Source organism: Vibrio sp. 11986-1-5 (assembly GCF_963878025.1).
Lineage (GTDB): Bacteria > Pseudomonadota > Gammaproteobacteria > Enterobacterales > Vibrionaceae > Vibrio > Vibrio injensis.
Window position 1 is genome coordinate 41,339 of the sequence record NZ_CAWNVW010000001.1, and the last position, 23,280, is coordinate 64,618.

Annotated in this window: 19 protein-coding genes, 3 tRNA genes and 1 pseudogene; 11 read left to right on the plus strand and 12 right to left on the minus strand. The window is 44.0% G+C overall.

Annotation, left to right across the window (positions count from 1 at the left end; all coding sequences use genetic code 11):
• Nucleotides 1–124 precede the first annotated feature (124 nt).
• From AACS00_RS00185 to AACS00_RS00195, 3 genes are all read left to right on the plus strand, one after another.
• A tRNA-Tyr gene (locus tag AACS00_RS00185) sits at nucleotides 125–209 on the plus strand.
• A 91-nt stretch (nucleotides 210–300) separates the two neighbouring features.
• Nucleotides 301–385, plus strand: a tRNA-Tyr gene (locus AACS00_RS00190).
• A gap of 90 nt (nucleotides 386–475) precedes the next feature.
• Nucleotides 476–560: transfer RNA gene (locus AACS00_RS00195), tRNA-Tyr, on the plus strand.
• Nucleotides 561–703: 143 nt separating this feature from the next.
• Here AACS00_RS00195 and treC read toward each other — a convergent pair.
• From treC to gmhB, 4 genes are all read right to left on the minus strand, one after another.
• A complete protein-coding gene (treC, locus tag AACS00_RS00200; protein ID WP_110168111.1) occupies nucleotides 704–2,395 on the minus strand; it encodes an alpha,alpha-phosphotrehalase in 1,692 nt (563 codons plus the stop codon).
• Between the two features lie 61 nt (nucleotides 2,396–2,456).
• Nucleotides 2,457–3,881, minus strand: coding sequence for a PTS trehalose transporter subunit IIBC (treB, locus tag AACS00_RS00205; RefSeq protein ID WP_110168112.1), 1,425 nt, complete (start codon nucleotides 3,879–3,881; stop codon nucleotides 2,457–2,459).
• Nucleotides 3,882–4,223: 342 nt separating this feature from the next.
• Nucleotides 4,224–5,177 carry a trehalose operon repressor TreR gene (treR, locus tag AACS00_RS00210; RefSeq protein WP_110168113.1) on the minus strand — a complete coding sequence of 318 codons (954 nt, stop codon included), beginning with the start codon at nucleotides 5,175–5,177 and terminating at the stop codon, nucleotides 4,224–4,226.
• Nucleotides 5,177–5,749: a D-glycero-beta-D-manno-heptose 1,7-bisphosphate 7-phosphatase gene (gene gmhB / locus AACS00_RS00215; RefSeq protein WP_072668665.1), complete on the minus strand. Its 573-nt coding sequence runs from the start codon at nucleotides 5,747–5,749 to the stop codon at nucleotides 5,177–5,179. The genes treR and gmhB overlap by 1 nt, the downstream gene beginning before the upstream one ends.
• A 265-nt stretch (nucleotides 5,750–6,014) precedes the next feature.
• On the opposite strand from gmhB, the gene metN reads away from it, so the two are divergent.
• The 3 genes from metN to AACS00_RS00230 are packed head-to-tail and all read left to right on the plus strand — an operon-like array spanning nucleotide 6,015 to nucleotide 8,547.
• Nucleotides 6,015–7,049: a methionine ABC transporter ATP-binding protein MetN gene (gene metN, locus AACS00_RS00220; RefSeq protein WP_110168114.1), complete on the plus strand. Its 1,035-nt coding sequence runs from the start codon at nucleotides 6,015–6,017 to the stop codon at nucleotides 7,047–7,049.
• Entirely contained in the window at nucleotides 7,039–7,716 is a 678-nt protein-coding gene (locus AACS00_RS00225; RefSeq protein WP_004395739.1) for a methionine ABC transporter permease, read from the plus strand. The genes metN and AACS00_RS00225 overlap by 11 nt, the downstream gene beginning before the upstream one ends.
• Nucleotides 7,717–7,743: 27 nt before the next feature.
• Entirely contained in the window at nucleotides 7,744–8,547 is an 804-nt protein-coding gene (locus tag AACS00_RS00230; RefSeq protein ID WP_110168115.1) for a MetQ/NlpA family lipoprotein, read from the plus strand.
• 102 nt (nucleotides 8,548–8,649) lie between these two features.
• On the opposite strand, the gene AACS00_RS00235 is transcribed toward AACS00_RS00230, so the two are convergent.
• Both AACS00_RS00235 and syd read right to left on the minus strand, forming a co-directional pair.
• Nucleotides 8,650–9,441: a Zn-ribbon-containing protein gene (locus AACS00_RS00235; RefSeq protein WP_072668669.1), complete on the minus strand. Its 792-nt coding sequence runs from the start codon at nucleotides 9,439–9,441 to the stop codon at nucleotides 8,650–8,652.
• A gap of 4 nt (nucleotides 9,442–9,445) precedes the next feature.
• Nucleotides 9,446–9,991, minus strand: a complete 546-nt coding sequence (syd, locus tag AACS00_RS00240; protein ID WP_110168116.1) for a SecY-interacting protein — start codon at nucleotides 9,989–9,991, stop codon at nucleotides 9,446–9,448.
• Nucleotides 9,992–10,087: 96 nt separating this feature from the next.
• Between syd and queF the strand changes: the two genes are divergently transcribed.
• From queF to xni, 5 genes and pseudogenes are all read left to right on the plus strand, one after another.
• Nucleotides 10,088–10,933: an NADPH-dependent 7-cyano-7-deazaguanine reductase QueF gene (gene queF / locus AACS00_RS00245; protein WP_072668956.1), complete on the plus strand. Its 846-nt coding sequence runs from the start codon at nucleotides 10,088–10,090 to the stop codon at nucleotides 10,931–10,933.
• Between the two features lie 16 nt (nucleotides 10,934–10,949).
• On the plus strand, nucleotides 10,950–13,217 hold the full coding sequence (locus AACS00_RS00250; RefSeq protein WP_110168117.1) for a tetratricopeptide repeat protein: 2,268 nt from the start codon (nucleotides 10,950–10,952) through the stop codon (nucleotides 13,215–13,217).
• A gap of 125 nt (nucleotides 13,218–13,342) precedes the next feature.
• Nucleotides 13,343–14,659, plus strand: a pseudogene (locus AACS00_RS00255) (diguanylate cyclase domain-containing protein); the annotation flags it as partial.
• 282 nt (nucleotides 14,660–14,941) lie between these two features.
• Nucleotides 14,942–16,300 carry a nucleotide 5'-monophosphate nucleosidase PpnN gene (ppnN, locus tag AACS00_RS00260; protein WP_110168119.1) on the plus strand — a complete coding sequence of 453 codons (1,359 nt, stop codon included), beginning with the start codon at nucleotides 14,942–14,944 and terminating at the stop codon, nucleotides 16,298–16,300.
• Between the two features lie 76 nt (nucleotides 16,301–16,376).
• Entirely contained in the window at nucleotides 16,377–17,150 is a 774-nt protein-coding gene (gene xni / locus AACS00_RS00265) for a flap endonuclease Xni (RefSeq protein ID WP_181397634.1), read from the plus strand.
• Between the two features lie 27 nt (nucleotides 17,151–17,177).
• Here xni and rlmM read toward each other — a convergent pair whose 3' ends face one another.
• The 6 genes from rlmM to AACS00_RS00295 form a co-directional block, all read right to left on the minus strand.
• Nucleotides 17,178–18,269, minus strand: coding sequence for a 23S rRNA (cytidine(2498)-2'-O)-methyltransferase RlmM (rlmM, locus tag AACS00_RS00270; RefSeq protein WP_004395747.1), 1,092 nt, complete (start codon nucleotides 18,267–18,269; stop codon nucleotides 17,178–17,180).
• A complete protein-coding gene (locus AACS00_RS00275) occupies nucleotides 18,266–18,670 on the minus strand; it encodes a DUF423 domain-containing protein (RefSeq protein ID WP_072668957.1) in 405 nt (134 codons plus the stop codon). Before AACS00_RS00275 ends, rlmM begins: the two co-directional genes overlap by 4 nt.
• Nucleotides 18,660–19,322, minus strand: a complete 663-nt coding sequence (locus AACS00_RS00280; RefSeq protein WP_258306883.1) for an alpha/beta fold hydrolase — start codon at nucleotides 19,320–19,322, stop codon at nucleotides 18,660–18,662. Before AACS00_RS00280 ends, AACS00_RS00275 begins: the two co-directional genes overlap by 11 nt.
• Nucleotides 19,297–20,223, minus strand: a complete 927-nt coding sequence (locus tag AACS00_RS00285; protein WP_072668676.1) for a transcriptional regulator GcvA — start codon at nucleotides 20,221–20,223, stop codon at nucleotides 19,297–19,299. The genes AACS00_RS00280 and AACS00_RS00285 overlap by 26 nt, the downstream gene beginning before the upstream one ends.
• A 418-nt stretch (nucleotides 20,224–20,641) precedes the next feature.
• Entirely contained in the window at nucleotides 20,642–22,090 is a 1,449-nt protein-coding gene (thiI, locus tag AACS00_RS00290; RefSeq protein WP_110168121.1) for a tRNA uracil 4-sulfurtransferase ThiI, read from the minus strand.
• 237 nt (nucleotides 22,091–22,327) lie between these two features.
• A complete protein-coding gene (locus tag AACS00_RS00295; protein WP_072668678.1) occupies nucleotides 22,328–23,272 on the minus strand; it encodes a flagellar motor protein MotB in 945 nt (314 codons plus the stop codon).
• Between the last annotated feature and the right edge of the window lie 8 nt (nucleotides 23,273–23,280).

A 23,280-nucleotide genomic window follows, 5' to 3' on the forward strand; every position in this document is an offset into this window, starting at 1 on the left:
CAAAATCAGCAAAAAAGGGTTTACAGTAAGGCCGAGTTTGATAATATGCGCTCCGCAGCTGAGCGATGCGTTGGGAAAACGTCACTCTAGCATCGGATTAACCTTTGGTTATCCGTAAAACCCTGGAGGGGTTCCCGAGTGGCCAAAGGGAGCAGACTGTAAATCTGCCGGCTCCGCCTTCGATGGTTCGAATCCGTCCCCCTCCACCATATTCTCTCGTAAGAGAAACCCTTGATTGATGCGTTGGGAAAACGTCAGTTGAGTCACGCGATAACTGATTGGTTATCCGTAAAACCCCTTGGAGGGGTTCCCGAGTGGCCAAAGGGAGCAGACTGTAAATCTGCCGGCTCCGCCTTCGATGGTTCGAATCCGTCCCCCTCCACCATATTCTCTCGTAAGAGAAACCCTTGATTGATGCGTTGGGAAAACGTCAGTTGAGTGACGCGATAACTGATTGGTTATCCGTAAACCCCTTGGAGGGGTTCCCGAGTGGCCAAAGGGAGCAGACTGTAAATCTGCCGGCTCCGCCTTCGATGGTTCGAATCCGTCCCCCTCCACCATATTAAAAAGCCTGCTCAGTGAGCAGGCTTTTTTTCATAGTCAATCAATCCGACATCCCCTAACAGATAAACCTTCAGATAATAAAAAAGGCTTCACGTTATTAAACGTAAAGCCAAATATTGAATCTTAACTAGAGACTCAATCAGGATTGTTGCTCTATGAGAATTACTCGCGTTTCGTAGGGACGGAGAACTTGGTGTGCTAACACCGATTGCTGCTCAATACCGGCATAGTTACCTAATAGATAACGAGCCTTATCTAAAGCTAACTTTTCGGGTAACACCCACTCTTCTTCTTGATCATAGTAGTTATTGATACACAACAGGATTTGCTGATCATCTTGACGTTGATAAGCAAAAATTGCCGGATGTGATGGTAAGAGATCTTGATAATCACCACGGGTAATAACCGGTACCGTTTTACGCAATTCAATCAAACGTTGATAAAAGTAGAACACCGAATTTTTGTCGGCTAACGCCTGTTCAGCATTGATCTGTGGATAATTACTCGCCACTTCTAGCCAAGGCTGGCCTTGGCTAAAACCAGCATAAGCTTGGCTACTCCACTGCATTGGCGTGCGAGAATTATCACGAGATTTTTGCGCCAGAATCGCCAACATTTCTTGCTCACTCACCCCTTGCTGATTGACCATTATGTCATACATATTGGTACTTTCCACATCACGATATTGCTCAATGGAAGTATAACCAGGGTTGGTCATGCCAATCTCTTCCCCTTGATAAATATATGGGGTGCCTTGCATCATATGAATAGAGGTCGCCAACATTTTCGCTGATTCAACCCGATATTGCTGATCATTACCTAAGCGACTAACCACCCGCGGTTGATCATGGTTACACCAAAATAGTGCTCCCCAACCTTGACCATTTAATCCTGTCTGCCAGTGATTAAAAATTTGCTTCAATTGCAGAAAATCAAATGGCGCTTTGGTCCATTTTTCACCGTTAGGGTAATCCGCTTTCAAATGATGGAAGTTAAATACCATTGACAATTCTTTGCCGTCTAACGAAGAGTATTGCTGGCAATGCTCTAACGTCGTTGATGACATTTCACCTACCGTTACGCTGCCATAACGCTGGAATACATCTCGGCTGATCTCTTGCAGATATTCATGAACTCGTGGACCATCGGTATAAAAACGGCGACCATCCCCTTGTTGATCATTAGGAAAGTCCTGCTGCTTAGAGATTAAATTAATCACATCTAACCGAAAGCCATCCACGCCTTTTTCAGCCCAAAATGAAATGATGTCTTTCACTTCTTGAAGAACTTTGGGGTTTTCCCAGTTTAAATCGGCCTGCTGCTCAGCAAATAGATGAAGATAATATTGATTGGTCGCTTTATCGAGCGCCCAAGCACTGCCACCAAACTTTGATTGCCAGTTATTAGGGGCCCCTCCCGCAACGGGATCACGCCAAATATAGTAATCACGATAAGGACTGTTTTTATCACCCAAAGCAGACTGGAACCATGCATGCTCAGTGGAGGTATGATTTACCACGATATCCATAATAATGCGGATACCACGCTGATGAGCTTGCTGTAATAACTCATCAAAGTCCGCCATGGTGCCAAAATCGGGGTTAATGGCGTAATAATCGGCAATATCATAACCATTATCGATCATCGGGGATTGATAAACCGGCGTTAACCAGATGGCATCGATAGCCAGTTTCTGCAAATAATCGAGCTTAGAAATAATACCCGGAATATCGCCAGTGCCTTTATTACCACTATCACAAAAGCTTTTCGGATAAATTTGATAGATGGTGGCGGTTTTCCACCACTGCGGGTCTTGATTAACGGCACTCATAACTTACTCACTTACCAAAATAGACAAAAGAGTGGCCAATCAGCCACTCTAAAAATACTGATTACGCTTTACTGACTTCTAATTCGCCTTTGGCTAATGCACGCTTGTACATCACTAAGGTTAACACTGCCGGGACAATGATCGCCACGAGCATCGCGGCTAAGAAAGTCAGCCAATATTGTGGTTGAATGGAGAGAATACCCGGCAAGCCACCAACGCCGATGCCATTAGCCATCACGCCAGCACTACCACAAATTGCCGCGGCTAAAGCACTACCAATCATCGCGCTCAACATTGGGAATTTATACTTGAGGTTGATACCGTACATCGCAGGCTCGGTAACCCCAAGATAAGCGGAAATTGCCGCTGGTACTGAAATATCGCGTTCACCATGTTTCTTACTGATAATGATGATGCCAACGACAGCAGATGCTTGCGCAATATTAGAAAGAGCAATCAGTGGCCAAATCGGTGTACCACCGAGTTGCTGCATCAGTTGCAAATCAACCGCGTTGGTGGTGTGGTGAATACCGGTGATCACCAGTGGCGCGTATAAGAAACCAAACACCATCGAACCCAACACCGCAAAATCGCCCGTCATCGCTGCTTTCGCTGCAAATGCTACCCCATCACCAATCACTCGGCCAAATGGGCCAATCAATGCATGGGCTAAAATGACTGCCAAAATGATCGATACAAAAGGGACAACGACTAAATAGAGATAAGCAGGGATAATGCGTTTAAGATTAGTTTCAATAAAGGCCAGCACCACCCCAGCAAGAATGGCAGGAATAACCTGTGCTTGATAGCCAACTTTTTCAATCGCAAACCAGCCAAAATCCCAAACTTCTGGTACTTGAGTACCAATCAGATAGGCGTTCATCAATTGTGGAGAAACTAAGGTTACCCCTAGGGTAATCCCCAAAATCGGTGTACCTCCGAGTTTTTTCACTGTCGACCAACATACCCCAACTGGTAAGAAGAAGAAGATCGCTTCACCAATTAACCATAAAAAGGCATGGACACTGGCCCAAAACTGACTGATTTCAGTTAATGTTTGGCCATCAAACATCTTGATGTCGCCAATCACATTACGGAAACCTAAAATCAAACCACCGGTGATGATAGCCGGTAGCAGTGGCACAAAAATTTCAGCCAAATGGGAAATACCACGCTCTAACGCATTCATATTTTTACGCGCGGCAAGTTTAGCGTCATCTTTTGACGCTTCTGATTTACCTGTAAGCTGCAATAAGATTTTATAAACCTCATCAACTTCAGTACCAATCACTACTTGAAACTGACCGGCATTAGTAAAACAACCTTTGACCATAGCAATGGTTTCAATCTGTTTACTGTCGGCTTTTTCAGTATCATTTAATACAAAACGTAAGCGAGTTAAGCAATGGCTAACACTGGCAATGTTTTCATTACCACCGATCAGCTCAATAAGACGTACCACGTCTTGTTTGACTATCTTACCCATACCCTTATCCACCCTATTTGGTTTTTACTTATAATAGTTGAACTTGCAATGGGAACAATCCCAAAATCTGATTGAATATTGGCACAATAAATTAAAACATCAAATGGGAACAATCCCATTAATTGAAAGGGATCACAAACAATCGAATCATCAATAGTAAAAGAGACACGCAACGCCTAAAGAATTTGCCGTGGTCGCTAGATTAACGAAGGTCGTCGCGTTAAAAGAAAGTGGGGATAAAACACGTTAACTCTGCCATACAGAGTTAACGACAAATGAAGAATAACCCACTGATAATAATGAAGAGTTTTCAGGACACCTAAAAAACCGACGCTCATAGCGTTATCTGAAATAAGCCGGGGTTTGAGTTAAATGCACCGGTTCTGTTAACTCACCAGATAATTGTTTAATGAGTAGCTCTGCGGCTTGCTTACCAGCCTGACGATAACCCGGATCAACGCTATAGATATTAGGAAATAAAAAAGACAGCAGCTCGTTACCACCGACACCCGTTACAACGATGTCATCACGCTGCTGCTCTTGTAAGCGCTTAATGACGCCTAATGCCAAAGTGTCACTGGCACAGACAATCGCCTCAGTATGGGGAGTTAACACCTTATCAACCAACTGGTAGGCACTTTCATGATGCAGTTCACCGGTTTGGAAAATAGGCTCAATATCGTGCCGCTGACACCAATCAAGATAAGCCTGTAGGCGCATTAAACCCGTGGTTTTATCTCGAGGATTGACCCCTATAAAAGCTATCTGAGTGAGCCCTTTTTGTTGCAGATGAGTTAACGCTGCTTCAATTAAAGCTTGATGGTCGTAATTAATCGAAGAAATGGAATCATGATCCATCGCAACCAACACTGCTTTATCTTGCCACTCTGCGAGTGACGCTAAATCGATATCAGTAAAACCAAAGACAATCACACCATCAACATTGCGCTTAGCCAACACTTTCAGATGTTCACGGGTTTTATCGCGGTTGAATTGGCTCTCCATGATCACCACGTCATAACCATGCGCATACAGTACCTGTAACATGCTACTGATCGAACGATTTTCTGATGGTGAATCTAAGCGGGAAATGATCACTCCAATCACTTTTTGACTACCGCCACGCATCAACTGGGCGGACTTGGAAGGCACGTAACCGGACTCAGCAATCACTTGCTCGACTCGTTGTCGAGTTTCAGGTTTCACTTTCGGATCATTGGTTAATACCCGAGAGACTGTCGATTTACCGACTCCAGAAAGGCGAGCGATGTCAGTTATGGTCAGTTTTTTAGCCATTAACCTTTTGCCACCGATAATTGAGACGCTAAATAGGCTGGCACATCAGCAATGCTGTTTAGTACAGCATCAGCTAAGGCTTCACCTTGAGGGGTAATAGGTTTACCTGTACGCACTAAAATTTTTTGTCCTACTTCTGCAGCTTGTGCCGCCATCATATCTTCGGCCTTATCACCAATCATCACCGAGTTAGCCATGTCTATTTTTAGAAAATCGCGTGCAGAGATAAACATGCCTGGCTTAGGCTTACGACAATCACACTCTTGACGATACGGCTCAACGCCATGTTCTGGATGATGTGGGCAATAATAGATACCATCTAACTCAACACCATGATCGACAAAATTCCAATCCATCCATTGCGTTAAAGAGAGAAAGCGATCTTCGCTAAATAATCCACGCGCAATACCTGATTGATTAGTCACTAATACCAATAAGTAGCCCATCGCTTTTAATTGCTTTGTCGCTGTAAACACGCCATCAATGAAATGAAAATCGTGCTCATCATGCACATAACCATGATCGGCATTGATCACGCCGTCACGATCCAAAAACACAGCTGGTTTTGCCAAAATCTTGCTCTCTTAGGATGTCTTTGCTAAGAATTATACTCAACTATACTCAAGATGCTACACGCAAACGCATTGCATCGCTGCCACTAGCGTCAGCACTTCACCTATTCCTTCCTTAATGAGTCGTTAGACTGATTACTTTTACTTTATAGCAATTTAGACGTCTAGACGTAAAAATATCTATTGACTTAAAAAGCGAGAACTCATAGCATCAAATCAAAGGACAGTTCAGGTGTATGCGCCTATCTCGATACAGGTTTCGTTTATGATTCAACTTCATCAAGTTAATAAAGTCTTTCATCAGGGTGATAAAGCTATTCACGCTTTGAAGAACATTGATCTAGAGATTAGCCAAGGAACGATTTTTGGTGTCATCGGCGCATCGGGAGCAGGGAAAAGTACCCTCATTCGTTGCGTTAACCTATTAGAAAAACCAACCAGTGGACGTGTGATTGTTGATGGAATTGATTTAACTCAGTTAACGAACCAGCAATTAGGCCAAGCCAGACGCAATATTGGGATGATTTTCCAGCACTTTAATCTGCTTTCATCCCGGACCGTGTTTGATAATATTGCACTACCGTTAGAGCTGGCTAATCATACCCATGAGCATATTGAGCACAAAGTTAGCGAGCTATTAACCTTGGTCGGTTTAGCGGATAAACGGCATACCTATCCTGCCAATTTAAGTGGCGGCCAGAAACAGCGAGTAGCAATTGCTCGCGCGCTGGCCTGTGAGCCAAAGGTACTGCTATGTGATGAAGCCACCAGTGCTCTTGACCCGGCCACAACTCAGTCAATTTTAGAGCTGTTAAAAGAAATTAACCGCAAACTGAATATTACTATTTTGCTCATCACCCATGAAATGGATGTGGTGAAAAGCATTTGCCATCAAGTGGCGATCATCGGTGATGGTGAATTGGTGGAAAAAGGCACGGTAGGCGATATTTTTGCTCATCCTAAAACCGAATTAGCGCATCAATTTATTCGCTCAACGTTAGATCTTTCTATTCCTGAAGATTATCAAGCTCGCTTACAACCGACTCGCGTGGCTGGGAGCTATCCGTTAGTGCGCTTGGAATTCACTGGAGCGACTGTTGACGCGCCCTTAATGTCGCAAATCGCCCGTAAATTTAATATTGATGTCAGTATCTTAAGCTCTGATCTCGATTACGCTGGCGGCGTGAAATTTGGCATGATGGTCGCGGAAATTTTCGGTGATGATGACAATGATGCGGCGGCGATAGATTATCTTCGCGACAATAATGTAAAAGTTGAGGTGCTTGGTTATGTCCTTTAATACGATTATCGACTGGATCGCTTTTAATGGTGATTTACTACTCAGCGCCACTTGGCAAACGATTTATATGGTGGCAGTCGCGGGTATTATTGGCTTTGCCATTGGTATCCCACTAGGGGTTATTTTACATACCACCAAACAAGGCGGGTTGCTGGAAAACACCAAGCTCAATCGCGTCCTTGGCGCTATTGTCAATATTGGTCGTTCAATTCCATTTTTGGTGTTGATGGTGGCTATCATTCCTATCACCAAAATGCTGGTCGGTACTTTTATTGGTACGACGGCGGCGATTGTCCCTTTAACCATAGGCGCGATTCCTTTTGTTGCCCGTTTAATTGAAGGGGCATTAATTGAAGTACCAAGCGGACTGGTTGAAGCGGCGCAAGCCATGGGCGCAACGCCGTTACAAATCATCCGTAAAGTCCTATTGCCAGAGGCGATGCCAACCATTTTAAACTCGGTCACCATCACCTTGGTGACTTTAGTCAGCTACTCAGCCATGGCGGGTACCGTGGGTGGCGGCGGTTTGGGTGATGTGGCGATTCGTTATGGTTTTCATCGCTACGACGTCACCATCATGACTGTGACCGTCATCATGCTCATTATTTTGGTACAAATTATTCAATCGGTTGGTGACCACTTAGTGCGCCGCGTTGATCATAGATAATAATGTTTATATAACAAGGAGATAATAATGAAGTTTTCACTTAAAGGTTTATTGGCTATTGCTGCCGCGGCTATTGCATTAACAGGATGCGGCGAAAAAGCAGTCGACATGAACAAAATCAAAGTTGGCGTGATTGCCGGTGCTGAAGAACAAGTCGCGGAAGTGGCGGCTCGCGTCGCGAAAGAGCGCTATAACCTTGAAGTCCAGCTGGTAACGTTTTCTGATTATGTTACCCCAAACGCTGCGCTTAACGATGGTTCGATTGATGCTAACGCATTTCAACATAAACCTTATTTAGATCGTCAAATTGCCGATCGCGGCTATAAGCTAGCGATTGTCGGTAACACTTTTGTTTATCCTATCGCTGGCTATTCAAAACAAATCACCACTCTTGATGAATTAGCTAGCGGATCACGAGTTGCGGTGCCCAATGACCCAACCAACTTAGGTCGCTCTTTATTGCTGCTACAACAACAAGGTTTAATCACCTTACGTGATAACGTTGGCCTGCTTGCGACCGTGCGTGATATCACTGACAATCCGAAAAACCTGCGCATTATGGAACTGGACGCCGCTCAGCTTCCTCGTGCTTTGGACGATGTCACACTCGCCATCATTAATACCACTTACGCCAGCTCGATTAATCTTACCCCTGAAAAAGACGGTATTTTTGTCGAAGATAAAGACTCACCTTACGTGAACCTACTGGTTGCTCGTCAAGATAATGTTAATGCTGAGAACGTACAAAACTTCCTCAAAGCCTATCAAACTGACGAAGTGTATAAAGCAGCCTCAGAAATTTTCCAAGGCGGCGCTGTCAAAGGCTGGTAATTGACCAACACCACTGTCTTTGCAAATACACGACAAAAAAGAGACCGCCACTGGCAGGTCTCTTTTTTATTAGCGGTCATCAGTAAATACTCGTCATTGGGATCAGGCGACGGGCTCATTTTTCAAATGATCCCAAGAGAGGTTGGAGACGATTTTGCAGCCATCGCATTTAAAATGGAAAATCTCATGAATAGGTTCATCCAATAACCACGCGCCGCCACATTTAGGGCAAGGACGCGCTTGCTCATCGGCCAAACTCGTTCCGCCCACTCGGTACTGATAATAATAGGTCGGGATCTTGGTTAAATACTCGATGCGTCCCCGTAAATCCCAACCACGACGAAACAGATCGCTATCAATATCACATAGCTCATGCAGCGCGGCGTGTTCAGCTTTGCAGCCTCCCGCCATCTGAATTTCATCACAAGCTTGCCATTCCGTTTGCCATTTGATCACCGCTTTATGATCACCATTAAAGGTAGGCGGATTACGATACAAAGGGATCGGTAATAAGGTATCGCCGCTACGAAGTGGCGAGCAAGTGTGCACATAAGTGGTGTATAGCACCTGCCAACTCGGTGGCTCAATATCTGCTGCTTGTTCTGAGTTAATATCACGGCCAAGCAAACGCACTTTAGGAGCCAGTAAACAAGCCTCCGATAATCGATGCAAACAGGCTTTAACAAAATCTGAATGGTATTTTGGGTGCAAACTATCTTGCTCTGGACATACGGCGCGCAAGAAAAACTCGCCATCACCAAGCACCAGCGGAAACTCTCTGCCCAACACTTGACCGTTATAGCGCAAGGCATCCATCAAACCGTTGACCGCTTTATCTACCGCACTGATGGTCGTGTTATCAAAACATTCAAACTCAAGCTCTACTACATACATCGTTCTACACCGCTGGCTCAAGTTGGTTTAAAAAATCCGCCACATCGGTGCACAACACTTCTCGCTGATCGGTGCCTAACGTTTCTCTAATCACATTCCCAGTGAGATTACAAATCGACACCACCGCCATTTCATCATCTGTAGTAGCAATAAAAATGGTTGGTTTTTGTTTTAAACGGCGCTGCATGACAAAGTGGCCAAGAATATTTTCCTGCAAACGAAGATAATCGTCATCACTCCAGACTTGCAATAACGTCAGCGAGTGACCGCGCCACGTTGCGGATAAATCGCCACTGTATTGGCTGCCATAAAAAGGCGCAATATCACTATGCAAACTCAGCTCGATTCCCTGCTCCACCGCTTGTAAATCAGCACTGTGCTCACGTTCCACTGGCTGCCAATAAACGCTATTGTTACTTTGCTGCTCAATGCAAGGGGAAGGCATATGGCTTAACTCATCACTACTAGGCAGATGATTATGTCTCTGTTGATAAGCTTGAAGATAACGTTGCGAGAAATCACGCAACGCGGCGGCGACCAAATGAGCCATAGGGTTCTCCATAACGAAACTGACCACAAACGCTAATGACAGCGTGAGCAGTATTGCGTAAAATTCTGATTATTCTAATCGATTTGATGATAAATGATGAGCAAATATTCTGATGCCAAAGAGCTATCTGGCTTAACTCTTGGCAAAGCCACTGCCTATGCCAGCCAATATGATCCAAGTTTGTTGCAACCGGTACCACGCAGCCTCAACCGCAACGATCTCGACCTTGGTGAGACTCTCCCCTTTCAAGGCTGTGACATTTGGACTTTATATGAGCTCTCTTGGTTAAACAGTAAAGGGCTACCACAAGTGGCGATTGGTGAAGTGCGCATTCCAGCCACCAGCGCTAACTTAATTGAATCTAAATCGTTCAAACTGTACTTAAACAGCTTCAATCAATCTCGTTTTCAAGACTGGCAAACGGTACAAACTCACTTAATTAACGATCTGTCGGCGTGCGCCGGTGAAAACGTTGCAGTGCAGTTATTCTCACTGGATCACTATACCAATCAACCGATTGTTTCGATGCAAGGAGAATGTATTGATCAGCAAGAGATTGAAATCGAACACTATCAGTTTGATGCGAGCTTATTAGAGCAAGCGACGGATACTGACATCGTTACAGAAACGCTGCACAGCCACTTACTTAAATCAAACTGCTTGATCACCAATCAACCCGATTGGGGCAGTGTTGAAATCACTTATCACGGGCCAAAAATACAACGCGAAGCGTTATTACGTTATATTGTCTCATTCCGTGAGCATAATGAATTTCATGAGCAATGCGTTGAGCGAATTTTCCACGATTTGTGTCGTTACTGCCAACCAAAGCAACTGACAGTATTCGCGCGTTATACTCGTCGAGGTGGCCTAGATATCAACCCATTCCGCTCAACGGAGCAATCATCACCTGAGCATAATTTACGCATGGCTCGCCAATAAAAGGACGCCCATTATCATGCCCTCTTTCCGCTGGATACCTTACCTTTGCCTACTCCTTCTGAGCATTTCTCCTTGGGTAAAAGCCGCCGTCTACGCTTCGCCTCAGCTCAACGAAGCGCACGGACTATTGGAGATTTCTCCTATTCAGGCCAAAAATCTTGTCGAAGAGTATTTAGAGCAGCGTAAACTAGCGGATAAGACGGAGAAAACACCGTCCAATATTAGTCGAGATGAAACCGATAATCGTATTCGAACCCCAAGTAGCAGCATTGATGCACTAAAGATTTTAGCCACAGCTGAGTTTGTCTTAGGTAATACACAAACGGCGTTTGACACGCTCAATGAAGCCAAGCAGCTCGCGCAAGAGCATCAGCTTCCTTATTTGGCGTTAGACCTAGATATTATGACGATTCGTTTACATTGGCGACACAATCACGACGCCGATGCCGCTCGTCAACAACTGAACGAGCTCACTCATCAACACCATCTCTTGCTTGAGGAACATCGCCTCTCAAAACAAATTGATTATCATATCACCATGCTCAGGGCAGAAATTGCCTCACAAAATAACGAGCTTACTCTGGCTAATCAACTGTTTGCAGAAGCCAAACCTTATCTTGAATCATTGCAAGCCAAAAAACCCTTGATTGAATACCATCTGATCGTGGGAGAACATTATCTACACCATAAACTCTACAATTTAGCTTTATCTGAACTTCTTACGGCTTATTGGGGAGCAATAGAAACCAATGCCAGTGCCGAATTAGCAAAAACCAATAATCTATTAGCACAGTTGTTTTATGAGCGTCGGGTACTGGATAAAGCTTTAGTTCATCTCTCTCAAGCCGCTGAATTTTATGGTAACTATGAAAAATCGCCGATCCTTGTTTCCGTCCTTAAACGGATGGGTGACGTTTATTTTCAACAAGGTAAGTACAATTTAGCCTTGGTACATTATTTTAATGTTATCGATCATGAAAGCAGTGAACTCAATCTGGCCAGTGTGATTGATGTTCGGTTAAGTTTATCCGCGACTTATCGGCAGCTCTATAACTATACGTTGGCCGAACAATATCTCAGCGTGGCGAAAGAACTCCTTCAGTACACACCAAACTTACGCTTGCAAGCGCGAGCCGCCTTACTTAGTGCTCAGTTAGCTCTATCTCAGCAAAACAATAAACAAGTCATTGATTATGCCCAAGCGGCAATAAAGTTTAATGAAACACTACACGACATGGAAATTGAAGAGCAAGCCTATCAACTTCTTTCCTTAGGTTATGAGCAAAAAGAGCAATATTTACCCGCGTTAGAATGGAGTAAAAAAAGCCACCAAATCACTCAACTTCGCCAAGCTCAGCTTAACCAAATTAGTGAAGATGCCTTTCGCCAGCAAAAAGAATTTGTTGAACAAACCCTGCATTTAGTTGGCCAAGAAAAAGCCCTACAAGCGACTCAACGTGAATACAGTAAATTTCAAAAAATCGCTTTTACGCTATTTTTAACCAGCATTGTGCTGTTTCTCTACCTGATGCGTCGTGGTTATATTATCCAAAACCAACAAGACGAAATCGATGAGCTAAATAGCCATTTATTCACTCACTCTCGTTCTCGTTTACCCAACCTAAGAATGCTCAATGCGAAATTACTCTCTTCTCTTCAACGCAGTAGCTATAACTACGAGCAGTGGTTAATTGGTGAATTGATTCATGAACCGTTAAATGATCGTCTACGCTTTGCGATGATTGATCTCCCTTTCCTGCGCAGCATGTACTTACAACATGGCTATACGGCTGGTGTGGAACTCGAACATGCCTTTGGGCGTTTTTTAACTGACCATCTGGAAGAGCCAGCCCGGCTCTATCATTTCTCGGATGCAAACTTACTGTACATTGAACCGAATACCGATCGGGATCGGCCACCAGAGGAACTGTTTAATAAAGTTCAAGACTTGATCAATCAGTTCCAACCAGAGCGGCGTTTAAACCGAACGATTCGCTTAGGTATTGCCGATTATCCTTTTTTACCTAGAGCCTACACCGCCATCAATGATAAAGAATTATTGGATATTCTATTGATGGCGACTGGTGTTGCTAGAGAGCTGAGCCTAAAAGACAACGCCAGTCATTGGGTCTATTTTAAAGCCATAGATAACGCCCCAGCGGCCAGTTTCGCCTCTAGTAACATCCGTAAATCGTGTCAACAAGCGATCAATCAAGGACTGATTAAGGTCCATTCATCTTATCGTGATGAAGAACAGATCAAAAAATTTTTAAAAGATGGATAAATGCTATGCGGTTAACAAATTGAGCTAATGATCCGTGCCGATTATTTGTTATTATCGATAAATTGATAAATAGCGTCTCATCCTTGAGATAGTGTAAATTGGTCATTAGAGACTAGCTCAATTTTCCTGGTTTAGCCGTACTGGAGCGCATGTTGAAACCACAAACATCGAACGATGCACAGCAAATTCCCCCTGCGGATATCCGAGTCAAACAGTGTGCTGAAACCCTGTTATATCTACCAGGATTACCCATCAAACTTAAACGTGATGTTCAGCAACTTTTAAGTCTCCCCCAAACACAGACAGAGCAAGATCAAGCATTACGTTTACTGAATTTATACCAACGCGCGGTGAAAATTTTTGCTCATAATGGCCATGCGGGGACCCCAGGTACTCTCCATAATACCGATCAGATCCTCCTGAATCAGCTTAGTAATGAACTACAACACCTGATCACCGAGCTAGATTTTGAAGGAGAAGCCGGAGATTTACTGACCGATATCCGCAGCAAGCTATTACTTGGAGTCAATAGCCAAGGATTACTTGAGTTGGCTTTGCAAGTACTGAAATTAGTTATCGATGGAACCCAATATGAGCGTAAAAATTCAGAGAAATTCCTCGAACAAATCAATAGTTCATTATCGAAAAATCTGCAAAGCACCCGCGTTAATCTTGAGCAAAGCACCCATTATCAACAGCATCGCCAACATATGCATCAAGATCTTCTTCATCTCGTCAACCGCGGTCAACATGCTTTATCATCACAAGCCAGCGAATCCAATAAGCCTGTAAGTGCGGTATTGAGTGAAATTGAAGCCTTATCCGAGCGTTTGATTCATGCTGAACAACGAGAACAAGTGCTGATTGAACGTATGCAATATACCCAGCACCAAATGGAAACCTTGCTAGAACTGACCCAAGATTATCGCCGTCGATTAGAAGATCAAGCGCAGCGACTGCTGCAAGATCCACTGACCAAATTGTATAACCGCACTGCGTTTAATGATCGATTAGAATTGGAGTATCGACGCTGGATTCGCACGCAGCATAATTTGCGTCTGGTGATTTTAGATATTGATGCTTTTAAAGCCATTAATGAAAGTTTTGGTTATCTTGCTGGTGATAAAGCGTTAAAAGTGATTGCTCGAACCATTCATAAAGAGTTGGAGAAAACCGATACCGCTGCGCGTTTTTCAGGAGAAGAATTCATCTTACTGTTACCAGAACGCGCCGATAATGAGTGCCATCAGGTTATACAAAAAATACAGCGTAATGTGGCTAGACTGCCTTTTAAATTTCGCGATAAACAGATCACCATCACTCTTAGTGCCGCTTCAACCCACTTTAAAGAAGCCGATACACCAGAAATTGTTCTTGAACGGTTGCATCGTTCCCTACAGGAGATGAAGCCTTATGGTCCTAATCAACTGGCTTGGAAATAAGTCACTAACCGAACAACATTTAACCACTTGCCGTAAACTTAGTGACTCATTTCACATCTTGCGCCTAGCGATGTTTTCCAAAACCATGGTTACGCACAAGATTAATAAGCCATTTCAGACAGTTGAATCTAAACGAACTAAAATGGCATCCCGATACGACAGAGTGTTACCCCTAAGTCACTCGTGTAAACTCTATCTCCATCAATAACGACTATGATTGAAAGAGTGCCTTGATGACATAGGACAAATAGCACTTCTCCCCCGATTGTTAAGGAGGTCAAGATGATCACTCAAGTTAGCCCAGCCGGCAGTATGGACTTACTGTCGCAACTTGAAGTAGAAAGACTCAAAAAAACCGCATCCAGTGATCTCTATCAGCTGTATCGCAATTGCAGCTTGGCAGTACTCAACTCCGGAAGCCATACCGATAACTCCAAAGAAATGCTCGAACAGTACAAAAACTTCGATATTACCGTACTGCGTCGTGAACGAGGCATTAAACTCGAACTCACTAATCCACCAGAACAAGCGTTTGTCGACGGGCAAATTATTAAAGGGATTCAAGAACACCTGTTTGCTGTGCTACGTGATATTGTTTACGTCAACATGCACTTATCTGAAAACCAAAGGCTGAACCTGACCAATGCCAGCCATATCACGAACTTGGTGTTCGGCATCTTACGTAATGCAGGTACTTTAGTGACAGGGGTAGAACCCAACCTTATCGTCTGCTGGGGTGGACATTCGATCAATGCGACCGAATATCAATATACCCGTGAAGTTGGCCATGAATTAGGGCTAAGAGAGCTCAATATCTGTACCGGATGTGGACCTGGTGCTATGGAAGGTCCAATGAAAGGCGCAGCTATCGGTCATGCCAAACAACGCTATCAGCAACAACGCTACTTAGGCTTGACTGAACCGTCAATCATTGCTGCCGAGCCACCGAACCCGATAGTCAATCAATTAGTCATCATGCCTGATATCGAAAAGCGCCTTGAAGCTTTTGCCCGAATGGCACACGGAATCATCATTTTCCCCGGAGGTCCGGGAACCGCAGAAGAATTGCTGTATATTCTCGGGATCATGATGCACCCTGATAATGCAGACCAACCAATGCCGATTGTGTTGACAGGTCCCAAAGAAAGCGAAGCGTATTTCCGCTCAATCGATCAATTTATTGCCAGTACGCTAGGTGAAGAAGCCCGCAAACACTACACAATTGTGATTGATGATCCGGTTCAAGCGGCAAGAATTATGAAAGATGCCATGCCACTGGTTCGTCAGCATCGAAAAGATCACGACGATGCTTATAGTTATAACTGGTCCTTAAAAATTGAACCGGAATTCCAACTGCCCTTTGATCCGACTCATGACAGCATGGCGAGCTTGGATTTACATCTCAATCAGCGTCCTGAGGTACTCGCTTCCAACTTACGCAAAGCCTTTTCTGGTATTGTTGCTGGTAATGTCAAAGCAGAAGGGATCCGCGAGATTGAACGCAAAGGGCCATTTACTCTACATGGCGAACCAGCATTAATGAAAAAAATGGACCGATTACTCAACGACTTTGTTAATCAACATCGGATGAAACTTCCTGGTTCAACCGCTTATGTGCCTTGCTATCGAATTAGCTCCTAGTGACGCTCAGCAAGGATAGCAATCTGCTTTAATTTCATTACAATAAGGGCCTAACAGCCCTTATTTTTTGGTGATTATGTCTATTCATCTTGTGATTATTGATGCGTTAAATCTGATCCGCAGAGTGCATTCCGCTCAACCCGATGAAAGTGATATCGCCCGTACCACCAATACCACTTGTCGTACCTTACAGCGTATTATTACCGAATCCGCTCCGACTCACATGATTGCCGTTTTTGATCATGCGTTGCAAGATCGTGGTTGGCGTGCCGAACTGCTGCCAAGCTATAAACAGGGGCGTAAGCCAATGCCCATCAGCTTACAAAACGGTTTAGAACAAATTCAACAAGCATGGTGGGAACTGGGTATCGATTCACTGCTTTCAGAAGGTGATGAAGCGGATGATTTAGTTGCTACCCTAGCCTGTAAAGTGGCCAGTCATGGTGAAAAGGTGACCATCATTTCCACCGATAAAGGCTATTGCCAATTGTTATCTCCGACCTTACAAATTCGTGATTATTTTCAACATCGCTGGCTGGATGCGCCATTTATTGAACAAGAATTTGGCGTCAAACCAAGCCAATTGACCGACTATTGGGGTTTGACGGGCATGAGTTCGAGTCAAGTACCAGGTGTCGCTGGTCTCGGCCCTAAAGCAGCTCAAGCGATCCTCAGCCAATTTACCGACATCGAACAGGCTTATGCCAGTGAAGCCTTAGCCAGTAAGTATCGGAAAAAACTCGATCAAGAGATTGAAATGGCACGGATTTGCAAGCAAGTTGCTACCCTGAAAACTGACATTGAACTCGGTTTTAATCTGCAGGATATCCGTTTTGAACCGAAAAGCTAGGCTCAAAACGGACCAGATCACTCCGCTTTAATAAGGAGAAATCGACGATAAAGATTGGACATGAACGGTGATCTCTTCTCGATCATGATAGAGATGCTTGGCTTGTAAACGAAACTTAACTTTATTCTGTTTCAGAAAATCTTTTAGATTCTCAATATCTTGCAACACCTCATCATAACGCCCTTTCATCGGTAATTTGAGATTAAAGATCGCTTCTTTAGCCCAACCACTGATGATCCACTCCCCCATCAACTGAGCAACGCGCGCTGGCTTCTCAATCATATCGCAAACAATCCAAGTGACGTTCTTACGCGGTGGTTCAAACTTAAAACCATCTTCCATATGATGTTTAACCTGTCCCGTATCCATTAAGCTTTGTGCCATCATGCCATTATCCACGGCATGAACAAACATCGAACGCTTAACTAATTGATAAGTCCAGCCACCAGGGCAAGCACCGAGATCCACCGCCCACATACCGGATGCCAAACGCGTATCCCATTCCGCACGAGGGATAAAGACATGAAAGGCTTCTTCTAATTTTAAGGTCGAGCGGCTTGGCGCATCCGCTGGGAATTTTAAACGAGGAATCCCCATAAAAAATGGCGAGTTATTATGGCTATACGAATAGCCTAAATAACAGTGTCCAGGAGCGGTAAAACAAACATGCAACACCGGTTTTTTAGTACTCTCTTTAGCCAATAGTACTCCATGGCTACGCAGCGCTTGACGCAGCGGTACAGTAAATTTACGGCAAAACTTAAGCAGTTCTTTTGCTTCATTGGTGTCTGGCGTTTCAATGCGTAAATCACCACACTGTGGAAATGCTTGTTCCTGTTTAAAATAACTCAAAATCGGTGAGATTCGGTCATCTTTCGGTAACTCAGTAAACTCAGCGGTCACTGCAAACATTTGTCGAGCAAAAATAAGCGTTTGAAAATCAATATTTTTAATGAGTTTATCGGCATCTTCCGCTTGATAACACTCAAACAGTACATAACCGGTATTATTTTTAAGGCGAGGAAAACCATACACTTCAAGCTTTGTCGCTTTATCCTGAATTTCACCGGCACACTCTTTTTCAAAGCCCGCACGACAGTACAGCATGACTTGTTTCACACTCTTACCTCTTTGATATTAATCGCGGCTAGAACGAACATGCACCAGCCTAATAAAAACAGTAGCCCACCAATAGGCGTCACGAAACCGATCCACGACACCCCGGTTAACGCCAATAGGTAAAGACTACCGCTAAAACAAAAGATGCCGATGATAAAGCAAATCGCCGCACGACCAAAATAATTTCGCGACTTTTCCATTAACGGTAAACCAAGAGCTAAACCGCAAGCAATCATCGCCAGACCATGCATAAATTGATAATGAGCAGCGGTTTGAAAAATTGTTAAAGCATATTCTGTCAGTTGAGCTTTTAAACCATGAGCGGCAAACGCCCCTAAAGCGACCGAGATACCACAGACTAGCCCACCCACAATCAGTGTCAGTGATTGACTACTTTTCATCATAAACCTCACCAATAAACTGCGCCAAAGATTCAATTGCCCAAGCAAGGTTATCTTCTAAGCGATAACCCGAGGATTTTCTTGGTGCAAAACTATGATCGCCATCCGGAAGATACTGCACTGAAACCGAACGACTTAGTGGAAACTGTTCGACTTCCGCCTGTGAGCCGAAAGTATCACGCTGCCCTTGTAAGATCAGGCATGGCTTGCTCAGTGAGGCTAAGTGCTCCCCTTTATATCGTTCCGGCTTGCCTGGTGGATGGAATGGAAAGCCAAGACAAGCGACCGCTTGTACTTGTGGGTGTTCTGTCAAATGTGAGGCGATTCGCCCCCCCATAGATTTACCACCAATCACCAGTGGTTGATTGGCGAACTGTTCAATCACTTTTGTGTAAGCTTCGAGTAACTTAGGCGCGCGATCGGGCGGACGACGTTTACCATCTTGCTGACGTTTAACCATATAAGGAAAATCAAAACGCACCACGCGAATCCCTTTAGCGGCCAAACCGTTGGCAATCGTCTGCATGAATGGATGGGTTTTATCCGCACCTGCGCCATGGGCAAAAATAAATGTCGCCGCTAAAGCCGATGATTCATCGCAGCTCGGCTCATCGACAATCACCGATTCATAAGGGGTTATGGCTTGCGTCATCTAATATTACCTCTTGTTCTTTACGCGCTTTTTTTAACATCCAATCTCGAAAAGTCGCAATTCGTCCCATGTCCGCTTGCTTCTCATGACAAACAACATAAAACGCATTTTTGGTCATCAACACTTCATCAAATGGGGCGACTAAACGTCCAGCATCTAATTCCGGTTGCGCTAATACGTTATTGCCTAACGCCACGCCTTGTCCATGAGCGGCAGCCTGCAACACCATGGTTGAATGACTAAAAATAGGCCCTTGATTAACATTCAACGAATCTAAACCATTTTCTTTCGCGAACTGCTTCCAATCCTTGCGTGACGTATCATGCAATAATGTGTGTCGAGTTAAATCACTTAAGGTAACTAAAGGCTTCGGGCCAACTAACAACGCTGGCGAACAGAGCGGGATCAAAAACTCTTGGTACAATTTATCCGCCCGCAGGCCTGGCCAATTGCCTCGACCATAGTAAATCGCCACATCAACATCATCGCTGAGTGACCCTTCTTCCATGTCCACCGCTTTAATACGTACATCAATGTCAGGTTGCTGCTGATTAAAATCCGCCAAGCGAGGTACCAACCACTGAATTGCAAAACTGGGCGGAAGACTAATAGTCAATGCGCCTTTTTCACTTCGCTCAAGTAATTTATCAGTGGCTTCAGCCAACGAACTAAAAATATCCTTAATATCGAGAAAATAGCCTTGTCCTTCTTCCGTTAGTAGTAAAGAACGATTACGACGACGAAATAACTTGAGGCCAAGGAACTCTTCTAACGCCTTGATTTGATGGCTAACCGCTGCTTGAGTCACAAACAACTCTTCTGCCGCTCGGGTAAAGCTTAAATGACGTGCAGCCGCTTCAAAAACTTTTAATGAATTGAGCGGAGGTAATCTTCTGGACATAGGGACACTCTAAAACCGATTAGTTTTTTTTATGTGAAACATTATAAATTGTCCGTTGCTAACCAGCCAGAGAAAATCTATATTGCACCCCGTAACGCAAGCCTGAACGGCTTGATTCTTTTTGAATCAATTGGTTTGCTGTTGCGATGTTGTGTTTGCAAACTCGTTTTTCGAGTTCGGTAGTTTCTACCACCCTGTTTTGTACAGTTATCCCCTGTAACAAAACAAATACTTCCTGTATTTATTTTTTGACCTGTCTGTCAAATATTTAGCACCGCCTTTTGGCGGTGTTTTTTTATCTATTCGCCATCCCCTCCCTACTTGAAGTCGCCGTGGTGTTGACTGCAAATATTTGGGTATAAAAAAGCCCAGTATCATCAACTGGGCAAAAGTCGTTTCATACTAGGTTTAAACTTAACTAAGGGCGGTAAACCTTAACATTATCAAAACCTTGCTCTTTTAAGTATAAGGCTTGTAAACGACTCATCACGCCTCGTTGACAATAGAGTAAATAGGTTTTTGACTGATCAAGGTCACCGAACTTGGTGGCTAACTTATAGAATGGGATAGTCATCACTTCAATACCGTCAAGCTCTAATGGTGCGTCATCTTCCTCTTCTGGGCTACGAATATCGAGCACAATAGCGTCCTCTTGCACCGCATCGACCTGTTCCACTTCAGGAGCTTGTTGTTGACTCTCGGTTTCGATATCGCGAATATCCATCAAACGAGCGTCATAAATTACTTTGTCTAAAATAGTAAAATCGAATTTAGCTTCTTGTTCTTCTAATAGAGCTTTGACCGCTTTTACGGTTGGATTTTTAGAAATCACGCCACAATATTCTGGCATCGTTTTCGCGAAATCTTCCGTGCCAATATCACGGGCAAGATCCATGATATCGCCTTTATCCCAGTTGATCAGTGGACGAAGAATCAGACGATCGGTCACACCATCAATATGACGCAAATTGGTTAATGTTTGGCTGGAGACTTGACCAATCGCCTCACCAGTGACCAAAGCCTGAATACCAAACTTCTCTGCAATACGGCCAGCAACCCGCATAAACATGCGTTTGAGCACTACGCCCATCTGACCATCATCAATTTTTTCTAAAATCTCGGCAACAACCGGCTCAAAATCAACAGAGATAAAACGTACCTTAGCTGATGAGCCATATTTGTTCCATAAGTAATGAGCGACTTGCTTGACACCAATTTCATGCGCAGGCCCACCCAGATTGAAAAAACAATAATGGACTTTAGAACCGCGTTTAATGTGTAAATAGCTCGACACACCAGAATCGTAACCACCTGAAATAAGGCTGAGTACATCCTCTTGCGTTCCGAGTGGAAAACCGCCTAACCCTTTGTAACGAGCAATCACCTGATTGAGTAATTCATCCGCCACTTCAATATGAACAATAATATCAGGACGAGTTAACTTCACTTTTGCTGAATCAACCGCTTGATTCAGTCCGCCACCAACATAACGTTCTAATTCAATTGAGGAAAAATCGTGCTTACCACGGCGTTTGGCACGTACAGCGAAGCTTTTATTTTCAATCAGTTCACGACTGGTTTCTAACACTTGCAGATAAATATCATGCATGTCAGTAAACGTCGATTGCTTAACTTGTAATACCTGCTGGATACCCGGCGTAGTGGTTAAAATCTCTAATGTTTGCTGAAAAAACTGATCACTATTAGCACTGACTTCAATATGATCGCGACGGTTAAAAACCGCGACCCCAGTAGTCCGTTTTTTAATAATATTGCGAATATTCGATTCAAGAATCTTGGTAAAACGCTTACGTACCGATTCACTTTTAACAAAAATTTCTGGATGGGGTTTAACAATAAATTTCATGGGACTATTCGCAAATTAGGTTTAAAACAAACATTAAGCTTCATGCTAAGCAGTGATGCTCAGGATAGAGACCAGCAAAGGGGCGGGATTATACACGATCTACTCAATTAGGAAAATCATCATAAAAGGCAAGGTTTATGACCACTCTTCGCTTAACAACGAGTGACATAATGGTGGCTATAGATGGGATTCTAGGTCCTAGGCTCTGGTTTCCAGAACCTAGGACGACGATTGATGCTATTGGAGCGAAGGGATCTCCTCACTTAATAGCGGTTTTCCTTGCATGATGCCGATTTCTACTCGTCGATTACGAGAGCGCTGCGCTTCAGTATCGTTTGGACCAACCGGCGCGGTATCAGCCAAGCCTCTGACTTCCAAGCGTCGATGATCAAAACCGACAACCCTTTCCATCTCTTGCGCAACAGATACTGCTCGCTGCGCTGAAAGATCCCAATTAGAGCGATAAAGTTCAGAATCTAATCGTTGGTTATCGGTATGTCCGGTTACCTGAACGATGCCTGGTACATCTTTAACTAATTCGGCAATCTGCCGAACCAAGGGTCGAAATTGAGGTTGTAAAAAGGCGGAACCTTCAGGAAAAGCCCCTCGTTCGCGAATACGGATCAAAATTTGCTGGCCTAAATTTTCCACCTCAACGGCACCTTGCTCGATTTCTCTATCTAAAGCTTTTTTGATGTTCTCTAAAACAATTTCCATCTCTTCAGAGAGGGCTTCCGATTGCTCTTGCTCCTGCTCAGCGTCTTCATTATCTTGATTATCTTGGGTGGAAGTTTCAGGAGATTCTCCGCCCGTTAGCTGACCATCATCGCGCTGATTACCACCGGCTCTATCAGAATCACCTTCATGAAATTCTAACGTTTGTTGGGTTATATCAATGGTTTGCTGCATGATAACATCAATCGGCGTCGGCTCAGGACGACCAGGACGAAACTCTTGAGCAATCACACTGGTCCCTTTAGGAATATCTTTCACTTCTAAACGGTTTTGCACCCCAAACGCAAACTTCATCGAACCCGCTATCTGTTTGAATTTAAGAACATCCATCTCAGAAAACGACAGCAGTAGTACAAAAAAGCACATCAACAATGCCATGAGATCAGCAAAGGTTCCCATATAAGCAGGCAGACCTGGCGGTGGGCATTTGCGTTTTAGATCCTCCATGACTGCCC